This window comes from Pseudomonas aegrilactucae (assembly GCF_019168305.1).
Lineage (GTDB): Bacteria > Pseudomonadota > Gammaproteobacteria > Pseudomonadales > Pseudomonadaceae > Aquipseudomonas > Aquipseudomonas aegrilactucae.
Genome location: NZ_JAHTBI010000053.1, coordinates 99,781 through 115,135, shown reverse-complemented (window position 1 = coordinate 115,135; position 15,355 = coordinate 99,781). Strand labels below are relative to the sequence as shown.

Genomic DNA, 15,355 nt, shown 5'->3' with positions numbered 1-15,355 from the left:
GCGCGGGTGCTGGTGAAGAACCAGGCGGCGGGGAAGGATAATGGGTTGTATCTGGTGGTTGCGGGTGGTGCCTGGACGCGCTGTACCGATGCGGATACCAATGCCAAAGTCACGCCCGGTTTGCTGGTGCTTGTAGAAAAAGGTGGGGATAACGGTGATAGCGCCTGGCAGTTGGTTACCGATGCGCCAGTTACCCTGGGTGTCTCTTCGCTTGTTTTCGAAATGGCGTTTGGTCGTACAGGCGTGGCACCTGGTACCTATCGCAGTGTCACTGTCGACAAGTATGGCCGTATCGTGGCCGCCACCAATCCGACCACCGTGGCAGGTTATGGGCTGACCGATGTGCTCACAACTACTCAAGTCAACGCCGCGCTGTCGTTGAAGGCACCGCTGGCAAGTCCAGCGTTGACTGGCTCCCCGACGGCGCCAACGTTGGCGGGTACCGACACCAGTACCAAACTGGCCAACGCAGCGTCGGTGCGGGCGATCATGGCGAACTTTGGAATAGGCTCCAACGCTGCCAACTTTGGAGGCAACATCGACGAGATTCGTGAAACTGGTGTTTATTTGATTGCCATCACCAGTACGGGAGCCAAGCCATCCTATCCTCCCGCTTTTGGTAGCGGAACCGTACCCAACGGGACTTTGCTTCATTTGGAGCGTGGCAGCTCCAACATGTCCACGCAGTTGTGGGACACGTTGACTGCGGGGACTCCGATGGCATTTTTCAGAACTCGCATGAGCACTGGTGTCTGGGGGGAGTGGGGGCAGTTGTGGAACAGTGTGAACACGCCAAAACAAACCGATGCTTTAGACGCTTCAATTGGTGCGATGCTTTCGCCTGGATCGTTCGGGCTGGGTGGAAACTCCCCCGTTGTCGCTGGTTCGCTGGACGCACTCGAAGTGGGTGGCCTTTACAGCGTTGGGACTTCAACCACTGGAGGCTTGCCACCAGTAGTTCCAGCCGTGAGCCAGGGGGCTCAGGTCCTGCACATGAGTTACACCGGCGGTACTGCCAGAAGCGAAACACAACTGATGATCGACCGGCTCTACGACCGGATGTTCTTCCGGCGATGCGATTCAGGCGTCTGGAAGCCATGGGTGCCGATCTGGAATGGTGCTGATACGCCCAAGCAATCCGGCCCCTTGGACTTGACGGCCGGAGCACTGCTCAGCCCGGCGTCGTTTGGTATTGGTGCGGCCATCGTTACATCTGAAACCGACATGAACAATTTCATGGTTCCGGGGAACTACCTTACGGCGTTTGCGGAATTAGTGAATATCCCGCCAGGGTGGAACGTATCACAACGGCACAGCATGGTAGTCGCGGGCCTTGGTTCATCCGGCCACTTGGCACAGACCCTGATTTCAGGGCTTGCAGGAGGCGCCCCTAAAATTGCAGTTCGCACCTATACGTCGGGACGCACCTGGACGGACTGGGAAGAAGTGCTAACAACCGGAAAGATCGCTACTCAGGCACAGGTCAACACCGGAGCCGATGACGCGACGATCGTCACGCCGAAGAAGGTGCGCAATGGTTTCTCAATCCGCCTCACGACCAACGGTTACATAGTCTTTCCATCGTGGCTGGGTGGACTGATTCTTCAGTGGGGGATGGCCTCTACCTCGGCAGGGCCGGGCCTGAAAACCGCTTCATTCCCGCTGGCTTTCCCGAACGCCGCACTTGCAATGTTTGGGAGTGGGACCCTTGACACGCGCGGGGGGACGTATCTGGCCGCATGCCGGGCAACGTCCAAAACAGAGTTCACCTGGGCACAGAACGTCGTCGCGAGTGATACAGGTCTGATTGCAGCGACCGCGCCGTCAAATACTCCGCCGCTGATGTGGCTTGCGATTGGGAACTGAAAAGGAGGTTTCTATGCGTTACTACAGCCCCTCGACGGGTGCAACTTACCTTTCGAAAATTCACTCCGACATCCCTGGTGATGCGGTAGAAATCTCCGAGGAGAGATTTCTGGAGGTGGTTGCAAGCCCGCCAGCCGGGAAGATACGCAGTCATGACGCCGGAGGTCTCCCGATCCTGATCGACCCGCCCAAGGTCGAGCTGACGGCCGAGGAGCTGGCCGCCACTGAGCGAGCCTGGCGTGACGCCGAAGTGTCGTCGACCGAATGGCTTGTAACCCGTCACCGCGATGAGCTGGACATGCAGCGGCCGACCAAGCTGACAACTGAGCAGTTCGCCAAGCTGTTGGCCTACCGGCAGGAGTTGCGCGACTGGCCGCTAGCGCTCCAGTTCCCCAGTCCGGCCGGGCGTCCTTTGGTGCCGCCCTGGATCGCCGAGCAAACCCAATAAAGCCCCGCACTATCGGGGCTTTCTCATTCTGGTTTCACCCTTCTTGGCCCTGCATTGCGGGGCCTTCTCGTTTCTGGAGCATTCCCATGAGTGGTTTCTTTCACGGCGTCACCGTAACAAACGTCGACACCGGCGCCCGCACCATCGCGCTGCCGTCGTCCTCGATCATCGGGCTGGTGGACACCTTCACCGAAGGCCCGACCGCCAGCGCCAAGTTCAACGACCTGGTACTGATTACCAGCGAGCGTGAAGCCATCGCTGCCTTCGGCGCCGACGCGGCCATCACCCGTGCCTGCCAGGCCATCTACCAACGGGCCAAGGCGGTCATCGTTGCCTGCGGCGTGGCCAAGGTGGCCGACGCAGCCGAGCAAGCCTCGGCCATCATCGGCAGCGTGCTGGCCGACGGCAAGCGCACCGGCCTGCAGGCCCTGCTCGACGGCAAGAGCCGTTTCAACGCCCAGCCACGCCTGCTGGTCACCCCAAAACACAGCGCCACCCAGGCCGTCGGCACCGCGCTGGTCGCCCTGGCTGACAAGCTGCGCGGCCTGGCCATCATCGACGGCCCTGGTACCACGGACGAAGCCGCCCTGGCCTACGCCGAAAACTTCGGCGCCAAGCGCGCGTTCATGGTCGACCCCGGCGTGCAGTACTGGGACACCAGCGCCAATGCCACGGTCGATGCAGCGGCCTCGGCCTGGGTTGCCGGCCTGTTCGCCTGGACCGACAACGAGTATGGCTTCTGGGCCTCGCCCTCGAACAAGGAGTTCGTCGGCATCACCGGCACCACCCGCCCGATCGAGTTCCTCGACGGCGACGAGACCTGCCGCGCCAACCTGCTCAACAACGCCAACATCACCACCATCATCCGCGATGACGGCTATCGCCTGTGGGGCAACCGTACCCTGAGCAGCGACCCGAAATGGGCCTTCGTCACCCGTGTGCGCACCATGGACATCGTGATGGACGCGATCCTCTACGGGCACAAATGGGCCGTCGACCGCTCGATCACCGCCACCTACGTCAAGGACGTGACCGAGGGCCTGCAGGCCTTCATGCGCGACCTCAAGGCCCAGGGCGCGATCATCAACTTCGAGGTGTTCGCCGACCCGGAACTCAACAGCGCCAGCCAGCTGGAGCAGGGCAAGGTGTACTGGAACATCCGCTTCACCGACGTACCGCCGGCCGAAAACCCCAACTTCCGCGTCGAGGTCACCAACCAGTGGCTGACCGAAGTTCTCGATAACGCAGCGTAAGGAGCACACAACATGGCAATGATTCCCGAAACCCTGGCAAACCTGAACCTGTTCGTCGATGGCACCAGCTTCCAGGGCGACGTCACCAGTCTGACCCTGCCCAAGCTCACCCTGAAGATGGAAGAGCACCGTGTGGGCGGCATGGACATGCCGGTCGAGATGGACATGGGCATGGAAAAACAGGAAGCCGGCTTTACCACCACCGGCGTACGCCGCGAGTCGCTGAAGTTCTTCGGCCTGGCCGACGGCAACGCCTTCAACGGCACCTTCCGCGGTGCCTTCAAGGGCCTCAAGGGCGCCATCACCCCGGTGATCGTGACCCTGCGCGGTTCGCTCAAGGAAGTCGACATGGGCGACTGGAAGGCCGGTGACAAGGCCGAGATCAAGCACACCGTCGGCGTCACCTACTACAAGCTGGAAGTCGGCGGTCGCCTGATCTACGAGATCGACCCGGTCGGCATGAAGCGCGTGATCGACGGTGTCGACCAGTTGGCCGCTCAACGTTCGGCCCTTGGCCTGTAAGGAGCCCCCATGACTCAAGCAAAAATGCCCAGCTGGTTGAAGCTGGGCGCCGATGGTGTGGCGGTGACGCTGACCAGGCCGAGCGAAGCCAACGGCATCAAGGTCGACAGCCTGTCGTTGCGCTCGCCTACGGTGCGCGACATTCGTGCTGCGCAGTCCGCCGCCAGCGGTGACGACGAGCAGCGCGAGCTGAACCTGTTCGCCTCGCTTGCCGAGGTGGGCGTCAAGGACCTGGAGGGCCTGGCGCTCAAGGACTACAGCCGCTTGCAGGCAGGCTATTTTCGCCTGGTGCAAGACGACGAGCTTTGACCCCTCCCTGCAGAAGGTGGCCGCCAAGCGGCTTGCCCGTGAGCTGAATTTTTCTGCCACCGAGATCATGACCATGTCGTTTGCCGACATGGTCTGGTGGCTCACGGAGTGAGCGTGTCGCGCACGCATAGGGGAACATTATGGCAAGCAAACCAGCATTGGAGCTGGTCATCGGTGCCTCGGTCAGCTGGACCCTGGGTGCCGCGTTCAGGACGGTCGAGGACCGAATCCGGCAACTGGAGCGCATAAGCAGCAACGCCAGGCTGCTGGACAACATGATCGGTCAGGCCATTCACCTGGGCGATGAGCTGGTGGTGGCACATGACAGGGGGGCGGCGGCATCGAACGCGCTCCAGCCTTACCTGCAGGCCAATCTGGATCTGCTGCGTCAGCAGGTGCAGGCACTGGTCGCACTGCGTGAGCACTATCAGTCGCTGGTGCCGTCGGAAAATCCCTTTCCCGTCGCGCAAGCGCCGATGCCACCACAAGGTGCGGCGCAGGCGACATCCGGGGTGATGGACAGGGCGGCCTGGCAGCAGATTCTGCTGGGGTCGCCGGCGATGCGCATGCCATCGGGTGGTGCACGGCGTGATCTGCTCGATACGCGCGGTGATTGGCCACCCGATCCGGGTTCATCGGCTGGACCTGGCGGCCCTCCCAGCAGGGGCAAGCGTACCCCGGGCATGTTTGGATCGCTCAATATGGCGAACGTTGGTGTGGGTGCCGCCGAGTCCGCGATCAAGATAGGCCTCACATACTTTAGCGACCAATCTGATAGAGACAAGGCCCTGGAGTACGGCGAGACCGTGGGCGGGCTGATCGGCACGACGCTGGCGGGATACCTCGCCGAAAGCCGTTTCAAAAACAAGGCACTCGTTCCGTATGCTGAAATGCTGGGAGGGCTGGCGGGCGAGAAACTCGGTCGATTGGCGGTAGATTTCTGGTATGACGACCCGGCAGCCTCGCAAACCGGCAGTGAGCGGTCTGTACCCCCCAAGCCTGTTTCGCTGTTGCGCACCGAGGCTGCTCCAGTACCTGCATTCGATACGATTACCCATCTCACCCGGATGCCGGCGACGGCGCCCCCCAGCCTGCTGATCGCGGATAAAGGGCAAGGCACAGGCCAGAGCATGTCCGGTTGGATGGACAAGCGCTGGTTTGGCGCAAACCAGGCGCCGGGGCAGGCCGCTGAACAAGCCTGGAAGGGCAGGTTCACGCTGGAGGGGGCGAGCGTGCTCGCACCTTTTGGAGGGGGGGCAACGGCCGGCGCCGCAGGCGACCAGCGCGGCGATGAGTGCAAGGATGGGCTCAAGGCCGGCTCGGTCAAAAGCGGCGCCTGCATCTGCGAAGAACCCAGGGCCGCAGTTTCCAGTGGCGAGCGTCAGGTGCGTGCCGGGCCGGTGCCGGGCAACGTGACGCGCTGGCCCAGCCCTGTCGCTTCGCCGCCTACGGTACTGCCGTCGCTGCCCCCGGCGGCTGCGCCGACAGGTGTTCAGCCCCACTCGATCAGCCAGCGGGTCGTCTTCCCCGCTGCCCTGCCCCTGAGCGGGCAGGGCAGCGCCACCTCCACCTCCACCTCCGGGCCCGCCGTTTTCAGTGGCGACTTCCAGGTACCTGCTGTGCCGGTGCTGGGTAACGTGACGCGCACGCTCAACCCTGCCACTTCGCAGCCCACTGCACTGGCGTCGCTGCCTCCAGCGATACCGCTGGCCAGTGTTCAGCCAGCGCCGATCACCCAGCAGATCACCTTCGCCCCGAACATGCCCATCACCGTTCAGGGCAGCGTCACAGACCCGGCTCAACTGGCCCTCGACATCGAGCCCATCGTGCGTCGTCAGTTCGACGAGATGACGCGCATGGCCGCCAATCGCCAGTTGGCCGACCCAACCCACGTTTAAGGAGCTGCCATGACCTACATGGACCACCTGCACTCAGCCCTGCGGGCGCTGATTGCAGCGGGGGAGGCGGGACGGCGCAGTGCCGACGAGATGCTGGAGCCCCTGACCGGCGCCATCAGCGATATCTCCGAAGCCGCCGCCGCGCTCGAGGACATCCCCTACGTCGGGCCCCTGATCGGCGCCAGGCTGCAACGTACGATGCGCGCCATCAACCGTGCGCAGAAGGGCGTCAACAAGGTGCTGGACAGGTACAGCCACGCAGTGGCGAAGGTCGCGCTGGTAAAAGAACGTATCGTGGTCTTCGAGCAGAAGGTGGCCAAGGCCGCCGTTGCCATCAACCGGGTGGCAGGCCGTATCAGCCCCTCGCTGAGCAACCTGCTGCCCACCGGCAGTTTTGCCCCGGTGGCCACACCGGCGGCCGAGGTGGTCAAGCCGTTCCCGCACCTGCTGATCCTGCAGTCGTTGCAGGCGCAGGCGCAGCCTTACTACTTCAACCTCGACACCGCGACCTTCGACGAACTGCGCCGCCAGACCCGCTTTCGCTGGGCCGGCCAGGAGCGCCTGACGCGCAGCCCGGCGCAACAGGCCGTGGGGCTGGGCGAAGAGCGCATCACCCTCAGGGGCACGATCTTCCCCGGCGCCAAGAGCGGGCTCGGCCAGTTGCAGACGCTGCGCAGCATTGGCCGGCAACTGCAGCCGCTGAGCCTGACCACCGGCTACGGCGAGGTACTGGGCAACTGGTGCCTGACCAGCATCGAGGAAGACCAGAGCAGCCTGCTGGCGGGTGGCATCCCGCGCAAACAAGGATTCTCACTGGAGTTCACCCGCTATGGCGACGATTTGCAGAACGTCTGACGGCGACCTGCTCGACACCCTCTGCCACCACTATTACGGGCATCTGAACGGGAGCGTCGAGGCCGTGCTGGACGCCAACCAGGGCCTGGCCGACGAGCCGCAGCCTTTTCGTGCCGGGGTGGCAATCACGCTGCCCGCGCTGGCACCGGCGAGCCAGGCCCTGGTGCAACTGTGGGACTGAGCAGGCTGCCACTTCGCCCGAACCTGCGTTGAGCAGGGGCGGGCCTTTCCGGAGCATGAACCATGCAACCTGTGTTTCGTATCGTGGCCGATGGCAAGGACATCACCGCGCTGATCAACGACCGCCTGCTGTTGCTGCGCACCACCGACAAGCCGGGCATGGACTCGGACGAGTTCGAACTGCGCATCGACGACCGCGATGGTCAGGTGGCCCTGCCGGCACGCGGCGCAGCCATCGAAGTGCATCTGGGTTACGCCGGCCAGGTGTTGACGCGCTTGGGGCGCTACGCCGTGGATGAGGTGGAGCTGTCCGGGCCACCCGACAGCATCGTGATCCGTGGCAAGGCCAGCGACATGCGCGGTAGCGGCAAGACCGTGCGCAGCGGCAGTTGGGAAAACGTCACGCTGCAGCAGATCGTGCGTGACATTGCCGCGCGCAATGGCTGGCAACCGGTATGCCCGGTGACCGTGCAGGTCCCGCGCATTGACCAGTTCAACGAGTCGGACTTCAACTTCATCACACGCCTTGGGCGCCTGTTCGACTGCACCGCCAAGGTGGCCAACGGCAGTTTGCTGGTGATGCCGCGCCAGGCCGGCAAGAGCGCCAGCGGCAAGGCGCTGGGCAACGTTCGGATCAGTCGCAGCGACGTGCGCAGCTGGCAGTTTCGCATGAACGACAAGGGTACGCACAAGGCCGTGCAAACCCGGCACCTGGACAGCAGGACCGGGCGCCAGACGGTGGTCGACCTGAACAACGACGGCGCGCCGCAGGACCTGTCGGCGGTGCACACCGACCGTCATCTCTACCCCAACCGCAACGCCGCCGAGCAGGCCGCCAAGGCCCGCCTGGCTGCGCTCAACCGCAGCACCGCCAACCTGCGCCTGGAAATGCCGGGCCGTACCGACCTGTTCGTCGAGCGCACGCTCGATGCCCAGGGCTTCAAGCCTGGCCTGGATGGCGAGTACCTGATCGAGTCGATCGAGCAGGTGTTCAGCGCGTCGGGGTGGAGTACCACGGTCGAGTGCAATGGCGGCAAGCAAGGCAAGGCTACGGCCAAGGGAGGTCAGGGTAAATCCGGCCAGTCACCCGAGGTCGGGCCTGCCTGACTACTCAGGAGTCCCACATGAAACCCAGTGCCCTGGTTGACCAGTTGGCGCACTGCCCCAGCCTGGTCAACTCAGCTGTCGTCGGGCTCGACCTGGCGGCGATCAAGCAACTCACACCACAACCCCGGCCCACCACCTGCCTGTTGTTGACGGGCGACGACGCCGAGCGCAACGACCTTCAGAACGCCACACGGCAAAGCCTGCTGGATCGCTTCGAGGTGCTCCTGCTGCTCGATGCCGGCCCCGGCACCGCCCAGGCGCTGGAACAACTCGACGACCTGCGCGCCGAGCTCTGGCGTGCCCTGGTGGGCTGGAAACCTCAGCCTGCGCACGACCCGGTGGAGTACGCCGGCGGCGAACTGCTGCTGTGCGATGCCAGCCGGGTGCTTTACCGCTACCGCTTCATTGCGCCGTTCCAACTGGGCCGCAGCAGCGCGAGCCAGCCCGCCGAAACCTGGCATGAACGGCAACTCGACGGGTTGGCAACCTTGGAACGCGTTCGCCTCGATGTCGATGCCATCGACCCCGCCGATCCCAACCTGCGCCAGCCCGGCCCGGACGGGCGCATCGAAATGACCTTTATCGGAGAACTCAACCCATGACCCCTCGCATTACCGTGGTGCCGGCCGCAGGCCGCGCCGTACCCGACCCCGTGGCCGGCGACCTGCTGCCTGCGGCCGGCCGTGAAGTCAGCGACAGCGTCTGGTGGCGCCGCCGCCTGGCCGATGGCGACGTCACCCTCACAACCGCCAAGGCGGCAAAAACCCAAGGAGCGAGATAATGTCGGTAGGCTTCAGCACTATCCCCGCGGACATTCGTGTACCGCTGTTCTATGCCGAAATGGACAACTCGGCCGCCAATAGCGCGGCGTCCAACCTGCGCCGGCTGATCGTGGGCCAGGTCAACGACAACCTGCCTGGCGCCGAAACCGGCGCGCTGGTACTGGTGTCCAGCGTTGCGCTGGCCCGCCAGCTCGGCGGCCCGGGCTCGATGCTGGCAAGCATGTACGAGACGTGGCGCAAGGCCGACCCGCTCGGCGAGGTCTGGTGCCTGCCACTGCACCACGACCAGGGCACTGCAGCCAGGGCCGAGCTCCAGCTGGACGGCGGCGCCACCGAGAACGGTGCAATCAATCTGTATGTGGGCGGGGTACGCGTTCAGGCCACCGTCGCCGCCGGCACCACTGCCGTGCAGGCCGCCGCCGCGCTGGCGTTGAGCATCAATGCCAACGCCGACCTGCCAGTGACTGCCACGGCCGCCGAGGGCCTGTTGACCCTGACCTGCAAATGGTCCGGTGACAGCGGCAATGACCTCAAACTGCACCTCAACCGCCTGGGGCGCAGCCATGGCGAGCAGACCCCGGCAGGCCTGGGCGTGACCCTTGGCCCGATGCAGGGTGGTGTCGGTGTGCCGGACCAGGTCCAGGCACTGGCGGCACTGGGCGACGAGCCGTTCGAGTTCATCTGCATGCCATGGTCGGACAGCACCAGCCTGGATGCGTGGAAAACCGCCATGGACGACAGTGCCGGCCGCTGGTCCTGGTCCAAGCAACTGTACGGCCATGTCTACGGCGCCAAGCGCGGCACCGTCGGCACCCTGGTCGCCGCCGGACAGGCGCGCAACGACCAGCACATGACCTTGCAGGGCATCGAGCCGGGTGTACCGCAACCCGTGTGGGTACAGGCCGCGGCGTTGGCTGCACGCAGCGCCGCGTTCCTGTCCGCTGACGCCAGCCGGCCGACCCAGAGCGGCACCTTGCCCGGTGTGGAGCCGGCGGCCGCCAGCGAGCGTTTCACCTTGAGCGAGCGTCAGTCGCTGCTCAGCTACGGTATCGCCACCGCCTACTATGAGGGCGGTGCGGTACGTATCCAGCGCTCGATCACCACCTACCAGAAGAACGCCTTTGGCCAGCCCGACAATTCCTATCTGGACAGTGAAACCCTGCACCAGTCGGCGTTCATCATCCGCCGCCTGCAAGGGGTGATCACCAGCAAGTACGGGCGCCACAAGCTGGCCAGCGACGGCACCCGCTTCGGCGCCGGTCAGCCGATCGTGACCCCCGCCACCCTGCGTGGCGAGCTGATTGCGCAGTACGCCAAGCTGGAGCTCGAAGGCCATGTAGAGAACGCCGAGCTGTTCGCCCAGCACCTGGTGGTGGAGCGCGACGGCAACGACCCGAGCCGGGTCAACGTGCTGTTCCCGCCGGACTACATCAATGGCCTGCGGGTGTTCGCACTGCTCAACCAGTTCCGCCTGCAGTACGACGCGCTCGCCTGACGCGGCGCGGTGACTACCCTTGTTTCGGCCCGCCGCGTGCGGGCTTTTTCATTCTGGAGATACCCATGGCTCAAAAAATTGCAGGCACCTGCTACGTCAAGGTCGACGGCGCCCAACTGACCATCAGTGGCGGCTGCGAGGCGCCCCTGATGGAGGTGACACGCGAAACCGTGGTGCCTGGCTACTACAAGGAAACCGAGCTCAAGCCGTCGCTGAAGGTGACCGCGCTGTACACCCCGGATTTCCCTCTCAAACAGCTGGTCAACGGTACCGACATGACCGTCACCTGTGAGTTCAGCAACGGCAAGGTGTACGTGCTGGCCGGTGCCTATCTGGTAGGCGAACCGGCCGCCAAGGGCGATGACGCCACGCTGGCACTGGAATTCAACGGCATCAAGGGGAGCTGGCAATGAGCAAGGCAATCACCCTCAACGTGCCGGTCGAGGCGCACGGCGAAACCCTTTACGAACTCGATCTGCGTCGCCCGACGGTACAGGAAGTGCGCGCGATCAAGGCGTTGCCCTACCGCATCGACAAAAACGAGGAAGTCAGCCTGGACATGGACGTGGCCGCCAAGTACATCGCGGTGTGCGCGGGCGTGCCGCCGTCCACGGTCAACCAGCTGGATCTGTCGGACTTGAACACGGCGAGCTGGGTCGTCGCCGGTTTTTTCATGAGTGCGGCGTCGGCTCCGTCGCCGACCTGATCGCGGTTGCGCATGACCTGGCCTGGTTCTGGAAGGTAGACCCGCAACAGATGATGGCCAGGCCACTGGACGTGCTGCGCGAATCGCTGGAGCACGCGCAACGGATCAATGCGATACAGCAGGTGCAATGATGGCAGATCAATTACCGCTTAACCGGCTGGTGGTCGACGCCCGGCAACTGAGCGTGAACCTGATACAGGTACGCCAGGCTGCCCGCGAGGTCGTGGCACAGACACCCAAGGTCGAAGGTTTTCGCGCGGCGTTGCAAGGCAGCAAGCTGGCAGAGGTGGACCTTGGCACCTTGCTCAAGGGCGAAGGGCTGGCTGCGCCGTTTGTCAGCGGGGTCAAGGCGGCGCTGGCATTCGAGCAGTACGTGCACGACCTGGAGCTGGGGCCGGTGCAGGTTGACCCGCTCGAGAATACCGGGCTGGACCGCGAGTCGCTGGCGCGGCTGTTGCCGCAAGCCGGTGTGCTGCAGGCCAAAGAAAGTTTCGAGCAGCTCGAAGGCTCGATCAACGGTGTGGTGCTGGCATTCGGCGTGGCCTTGCTGCCGGTGGCCGTCGCCCTGGCGCAGGCGATCACGCCGCTGCTGCAGAACCTTGCGCAGTTGATTGTGATCAATCCCAACCTGGCCGAAGGGCTGGCCGCAGCAGCAGCGGCGTTCACGGTGTTCCGCGTGGCCGCCATGCTGGCGCTGAGCGCCACCGGCATCGGTTTGCTGGTGACGGCAGTGGCAATTGGCGTAGGCCTGATCGTCGCCTACTGGGAACCCCTTGGCGCGTTCTTCACCCAAGTGGCGGCGACCGTGGTCGGGGTCTGGAACGGCATGACTGAATGGTTCGTCGGTCTGTGGTCCGGGCTGACGGCAACGGCGCAGAGTATCTGGGAGGGCATCCAGGCAGTAGTTGCCTGGGACCCGCTGCCAGCACTGGTGATGGTGTGGGTGCGGCTTCCCTTCTGGATCGAGGGGCTGATCACCCGCACGGTGGACGTCGTGGCAACAGGTTGGGCGCGCATGCGCGAGTATTTCGGGTGGTCGCCATTGCCTTCGCTGGAGGAGGGCTGGGGCGCAGTGACCGAGTACCTGGGCGGCTGGGCTCAAGCAATCATGGCCAGGTTGGAGGGCGTGCGCGCGGCATTCAATGGCCTGTTCAATGGATCACCGCTGGAGGCACTGCAAGAGAAATGGGCCCCGGTCCAGGCCTGGATCAAGGACTGGGTCGACAAGATCTCTGCGCTGGTGGCACCTATTGCGCAACTGCTGGGTGCCAGCCTGGGGGCTGAGCTGCAGGAGGCGGGCAAGGCCATCAGCGACTGGTCTGCACCCCAGGCCAAGGCAACCGTGGTGCTCGCCGGGGCGCTCGCTTCGGGCACGCCGACAGAGGACACACCGCCCAGGGATCCCGCGCTGCAAGGTACTTCCATGCTGGCCAGCACGGCTGCAGCAAGCCCAGCGCCCAGCCTGGTCCAGCAAACCGCAGAAGCGCAGCGCATGGCCCTCGACGGCTCGTTGCTGGTGCGCTTCGACAACGCCCCGCCGGGTATCAGCGTGGTGAACACCCAGAGCAGCCAACCGGGTGTGAGCATCCGCGGCGATGTCGGTATGCGTTCACTTTCACAAGGAGCCCAACCATGAGCAACAGTTGGCGTCAGAGCCTGCTGCCCGCCACCTTCGCTGGCGTGCCGTTCTGGGTCGAGTCGGCCAAGGTACCGGTGGGTATCAAGGGCGTGCTGCATGAGTACCCACAGCGTGACCAAGCCTATTTCGAAAGCCTTGGGCACCAGGCCAGGACACATACCCTCACGGGTTTTGTGATCGGCCCCGATTGCTTCGAGCAGCGCGACCGCCTGCTGCAAGCCCTGGCCCTGGGCGCGGGAGAGCTGCTGCACCCCTGGCTGGGGCGCATGCAGGTCAAGGTCGGCGAGTGCGAGCTGAGCCAGGACCGCAAGGCCGGTGGGGTGGCCAGCTTCACGCTCAAGTTCCACCCTGATGCACCGCTGAAATTCCCGACGGTGCACGCCAATACCGGCCAGCAACTGGAGAAGGCTGCCGACTCGCTGCTGGACTCGGCCGTTGCGCGCTATCGCACGGTGATGGCGCAGGTGGACAAGGCACGCATCAACCTGCTCGGCCTGCGCAGCCGACTCTCGGGGGTGTACAACCTCATCAACCAGCAGTTCAAGCCGCTGCTGGCCGTGGTCGGCAATCTCAACGGGCTGGTGCAGTCGGTGGTGACTGCGCCGTTCGCCCTGGGCGGCCTGTTTTCCAGCTACTTTGCGCAGCTCAAGGAGGGGCTGAACGGGGCGGGAGCCTATCGCGGCGTGCTGGCCAGTGCCACGCAGCAGGCCGAGGGCGCTGCGCAACTCGACCGCCTGGTGCCTGCCAACGGCAAGGACACCAGCCGCGCCGCCCAGGCCAGTGCCGACCTGCTGCAGGATGCTCTGCTGGTGCAGGCGGCGTTGTTGATCGCGCGGATGCCGGTAGCCGATGCGGTACCGGTCCTGGGCGTTGTGCCCACGCTGGCCCAGCAGGTGGTGCAGCCGGTGCAGCGCCACGATGTGCCGGTAGTCGACGATGTGCTGGCCCTGCGCGATCAGCTCGAGGAGGTGATCTGGCAGGCTTCGCTCAAGGCGGATGCCGAGCACTATCAGGCGCTGAGCCTGCTGCGCCAGCAACTGCTGGCGCACCTGAATGCGGTGGCGGCATCGGGTGTGCGCATGCTCCGCCTGACCCCCGAGCAGACGTTGCCGGCCCTGGTGCTGGCCTATCGGCGCTTCGCCGATGCGACACGTGCCGGTGAGATCGTGCAGCGCAATCGCATTCTGCACCCCGGCTTCGTGCCACCGCTGCCACTGCAAGTGGCCCAGGAGTGAGCCATGACCCGTTCGCAGGATAGCGTCACGCTCACGGTGGGTACGCTGGATTACGGCGGCTGGAAGAGCATCGAGATCACTACGGGCTTCGAACAGCAGGCGCGCAGCTTCAGCCTCGGCATCACCTGGCAATGGCCGGGTCAGACCCATGATTTGCCAATACGTGCCGGTGATCGCTGTGAGGTGCGAATCGGTACCGACAAGGTGCTCACCGGCTGGGTTTCGTCCACGCCGATCAGCTATGACGGCAAGTCCACCCAACTGACGGTCAAGGGCGAGTCCTTGACGATCGATCTGGTGGAGTGTGCTGCCATCAACCAACCCGGGCAGTGGCGTCAGCAGAACCTGTTGCAGATTGCCCAGGCCCTGTCTGCACCCTATGGCGTGAAGGTGCGCAGCGAGCTGGGACAGCTCAAGCCCGTGGCGCAGCATTGCATTCAGCCGGGGGAGACGGTGTTCAAGTCCATCGACCGCCTGCTGGTGCTGTTGCTGGCGTACTCCACCGACGATGCCGAAGGCAACCTGGTGCTGAGCGCTCCGGGTAGCGGCGGTGAGGCGTGCGACGCGCTGGAGGTCGGTCGCAACGTGCTCTGGGCCAGTGCAGCGCTGGGCTACAACCAGCGCTACTCGGAGTACCGCGTCTGCGGCCAGCGCAAGGCCAGCGACGACGAACCCGCGAGCAAGGCCAGCCAGGTCGAGGCGCGGGTGCAGGACCCTCAGGTGCGCAAGCGCGTGCTGTGGATCAACGAGAGCCGTCAGCTCGACCAGGAAACCGCGCAGACCCGCGCCCTCTGGGAGCGCCGCAGCCGCGCCGCGCAAACCTGGGCGGTGACCTACAAGGTGCAGGGCTGGCGCCAGTCCAACGGTGCGTTGTGGCGACACAACACCCGGGTGTGGGTGCGCGACCCGGTGCTGGGCCTGGAGCGCCAGATGCTGATCGCCAAAGTCACCTACTCGCTCGGCCAACAGGGCACGGTCACCACGCTTGAGGTGGCGCCGGTGGCCAAGTTCGAACTCAACCCGACCGATCCGAAACGGCCTGAGAAAAAGGCCTGATCGG

At 64.5% G+C, this 15,355-nt stretch carries 17 protein-coding genes; all 17 read left to right on the top strand.

The features are described 5' to 3' along the window. Positions 1 to 1,866 (top strand): gp53-like domain-containing protein (locus tag KUO17_RS16100; protein WP_425274866.1); only part of this gene is annotated, 1,866 nt, incomplete at its 5' end. Positions 1,867 to 1,879: 13 nt separating this feature from the next. Further along, positions 1,880 to 2,314, top strand: coding sequence for a phage tail assembly chaperone (locus tag KUO17_RS16095; RefSeq protein ID WP_217976526.1), 435 nt, complete (start codon positions 1,880 to 1,882; stop codon positions 2,312 to 2,314). Positions 2,315 to 2,400: 86 nt separating this feature from the next. Then, entirely contained in the window at positions 2,401 to 3,567 is a 1,167-nt protein-coding gene (locus KUO17_RS16090; protein WP_217976525.1) for a phage tail sheath subtilisin-like domain-containing protein, read from the top strand. Positions 3,568 to 3,579: 12 nt separating this feature from the next. Further along, positions 3,580 to 4,089: a phage major tail tube protein gene (locus KUO17_RS16085; protein ID WP_217976524.1), complete on the top strand. Its 510-nt coding sequence runs from the start codon at positions 3,580 to 3,582 to the stop codon at positions 4,087 to 4,089. A 9-nt stretch (positions 4,090 to 4,098) separates the two neighbouring features. Further along, positions 4,099 to 4,398, top strand: coding sequence for a phage tail assembly protein (locus tag KUO17_RS16080; protein WP_217976523.1), 300 nt, complete (start codon positions 4,099 to 4,101; stop codon positions 4,396 to 4,398). A 158-nt stretch (positions 4,399 to 4,556) separates the two neighbouring features. After that, positions 4,557 to 6,296, top strand: coding sequence for a hypothetical protein (locus KUO17_RS16075; RefSeq protein WP_217976522.1), 1,740 nt, complete (start codon positions 4,557 to 4,559; stop codon positions 6,294 to 6,296). A gap of 9 nt (positions 6,297 to 6,305) precedes the next feature. Next, positions 6,306 to 7,151 (top strand): phage tail protein, encoded by an 846-nt coding sequence (locus KUO17_RS16070; protein ID WP_217976521.1) that lies wholly within the window; start codon positions 6,306 to 6,308, stop codon positions 7,149 to 7,151. After that, complete coding sequence (locus tag KUO17_RS16065; protein ID WP_217976520.1) at positions 7,126 to 7,332, top strand: tail protein X; 207 nt, start codon at positions 7,126 to 7,128, stop codon at positions 7,330 to 7,332. The genes KUO17_RS16070 and KUO17_RS16065 overlap by 26 nt, the downstream gene beginning before the upstream one ends. 62 nt (positions 7,333 to 7,394) lie before the next feature. After that, positions 7,395 to 8,438, top strand: coding sequence for a phage late control D family protein (locus tag KUO17_RS16060; protein WP_217976519.1), 1,044 nt, complete (start codon positions 7,395 to 7,397; stop codon positions 8,436 to 8,438). A 17-nt stretch (positions 8,439 to 8,455) separates the two neighbouring features. Then, a complete protein-coding gene (locus tag KUO17_RS16055; protein WP_217976518.1) occupies positions 8,456 to 9,040 on the top strand; it encodes a phage tail terminator protein in 585 nt (194 codons plus the stop codon). Further along, entirely contained in the window at positions 9,037 to 9,219 is a 183-nt protein-coding gene (locus KUO17_RS16050; RefSeq protein WP_217976517.1) for a DUF2635 domain-containing protein, read from the top strand. The genes KUO17_RS16055 and KUO17_RS16050 overlap by 4 nt, the downstream gene beginning before the upstream one ends. Further along, a complete protein-coding gene (locus KUO17_RS16045) occupies positions 9,219 to 10,715 on the top strand; it encodes a phage tail sheath subtilisin-like domain-containing protein (RefSeq protein ID WP_217976516.1) in 1,497 nt (498 codons plus the stop codon). Before KUO17_RS16050 ends, KUO17_RS16045 begins: the two co-directional genes overlap by 1 nt. A gap of 65 nt (positions 10,716 to 10,780) precedes the next feature. Next, positions 10,781 to 11,128, top strand: coding sequence for a phage tail tube protein (locus tag KUO17_RS16040; protein ID WP_217976515.1), 348 nt, complete (start codon positions 10,781 to 10,783; stop codon positions 11,126 to 11,128). Beyond that, positions 11,125 to 11,421 (top strand): phage tail assembly protein, encoded by a 297-nt coding sequence (locus tag KUO17_RS16035; protein WP_217976514.1) that lies wholly within the window; start codon positions 11,125 to 11,127, stop codon positions 11,419 to 11,421. Before KUO17_RS16040 ends, KUO17_RS16035 begins: the two co-directional genes overlap by 4 nt. Positions 11,422 to 11,551: 130 nt before the next feature. Beyond that, complete coding sequence (locus tag KUO17_RS16030; RefSeq protein WP_217976513.1) at positions 11,552 to 13,057, top strand: hypothetical protein; 1,506 nt, start codon at positions 11,552 to 11,554, stop codon at positions 13,055 to 13,057. Further along, positions 13,054 to 14,295 carry a DNA circularization protein gene (locus tag KUO17_RS16025; protein ID WP_217976512.1) on the top strand — a complete coding sequence of 414 codons (1,242 nt, stop codon included), beginning with the start codon at positions 13,054 to 13,056 and terminating at the stop codon, positions 14,293 to 14,295. Before KUO17_RS16030 ends, KUO17_RS16025 begins: the two co-directional genes overlap by 4 nt. Before the next feature lie 3 nt (positions 14,296 to 14,298). Continuing rightward, on the top strand, positions 14,299 to 15,351 hold the full coding sequence (locus tag KUO17_RS16020) for a phage baseplate assembly protein (protein WP_217976511.1): 1,053 nt from the start codon (positions 14,299 to 14,301) through the stop codon (positions 15,349 to 15,351). Positions 15,352 to 15,355 lie beyond the last annotated feature (4 nt).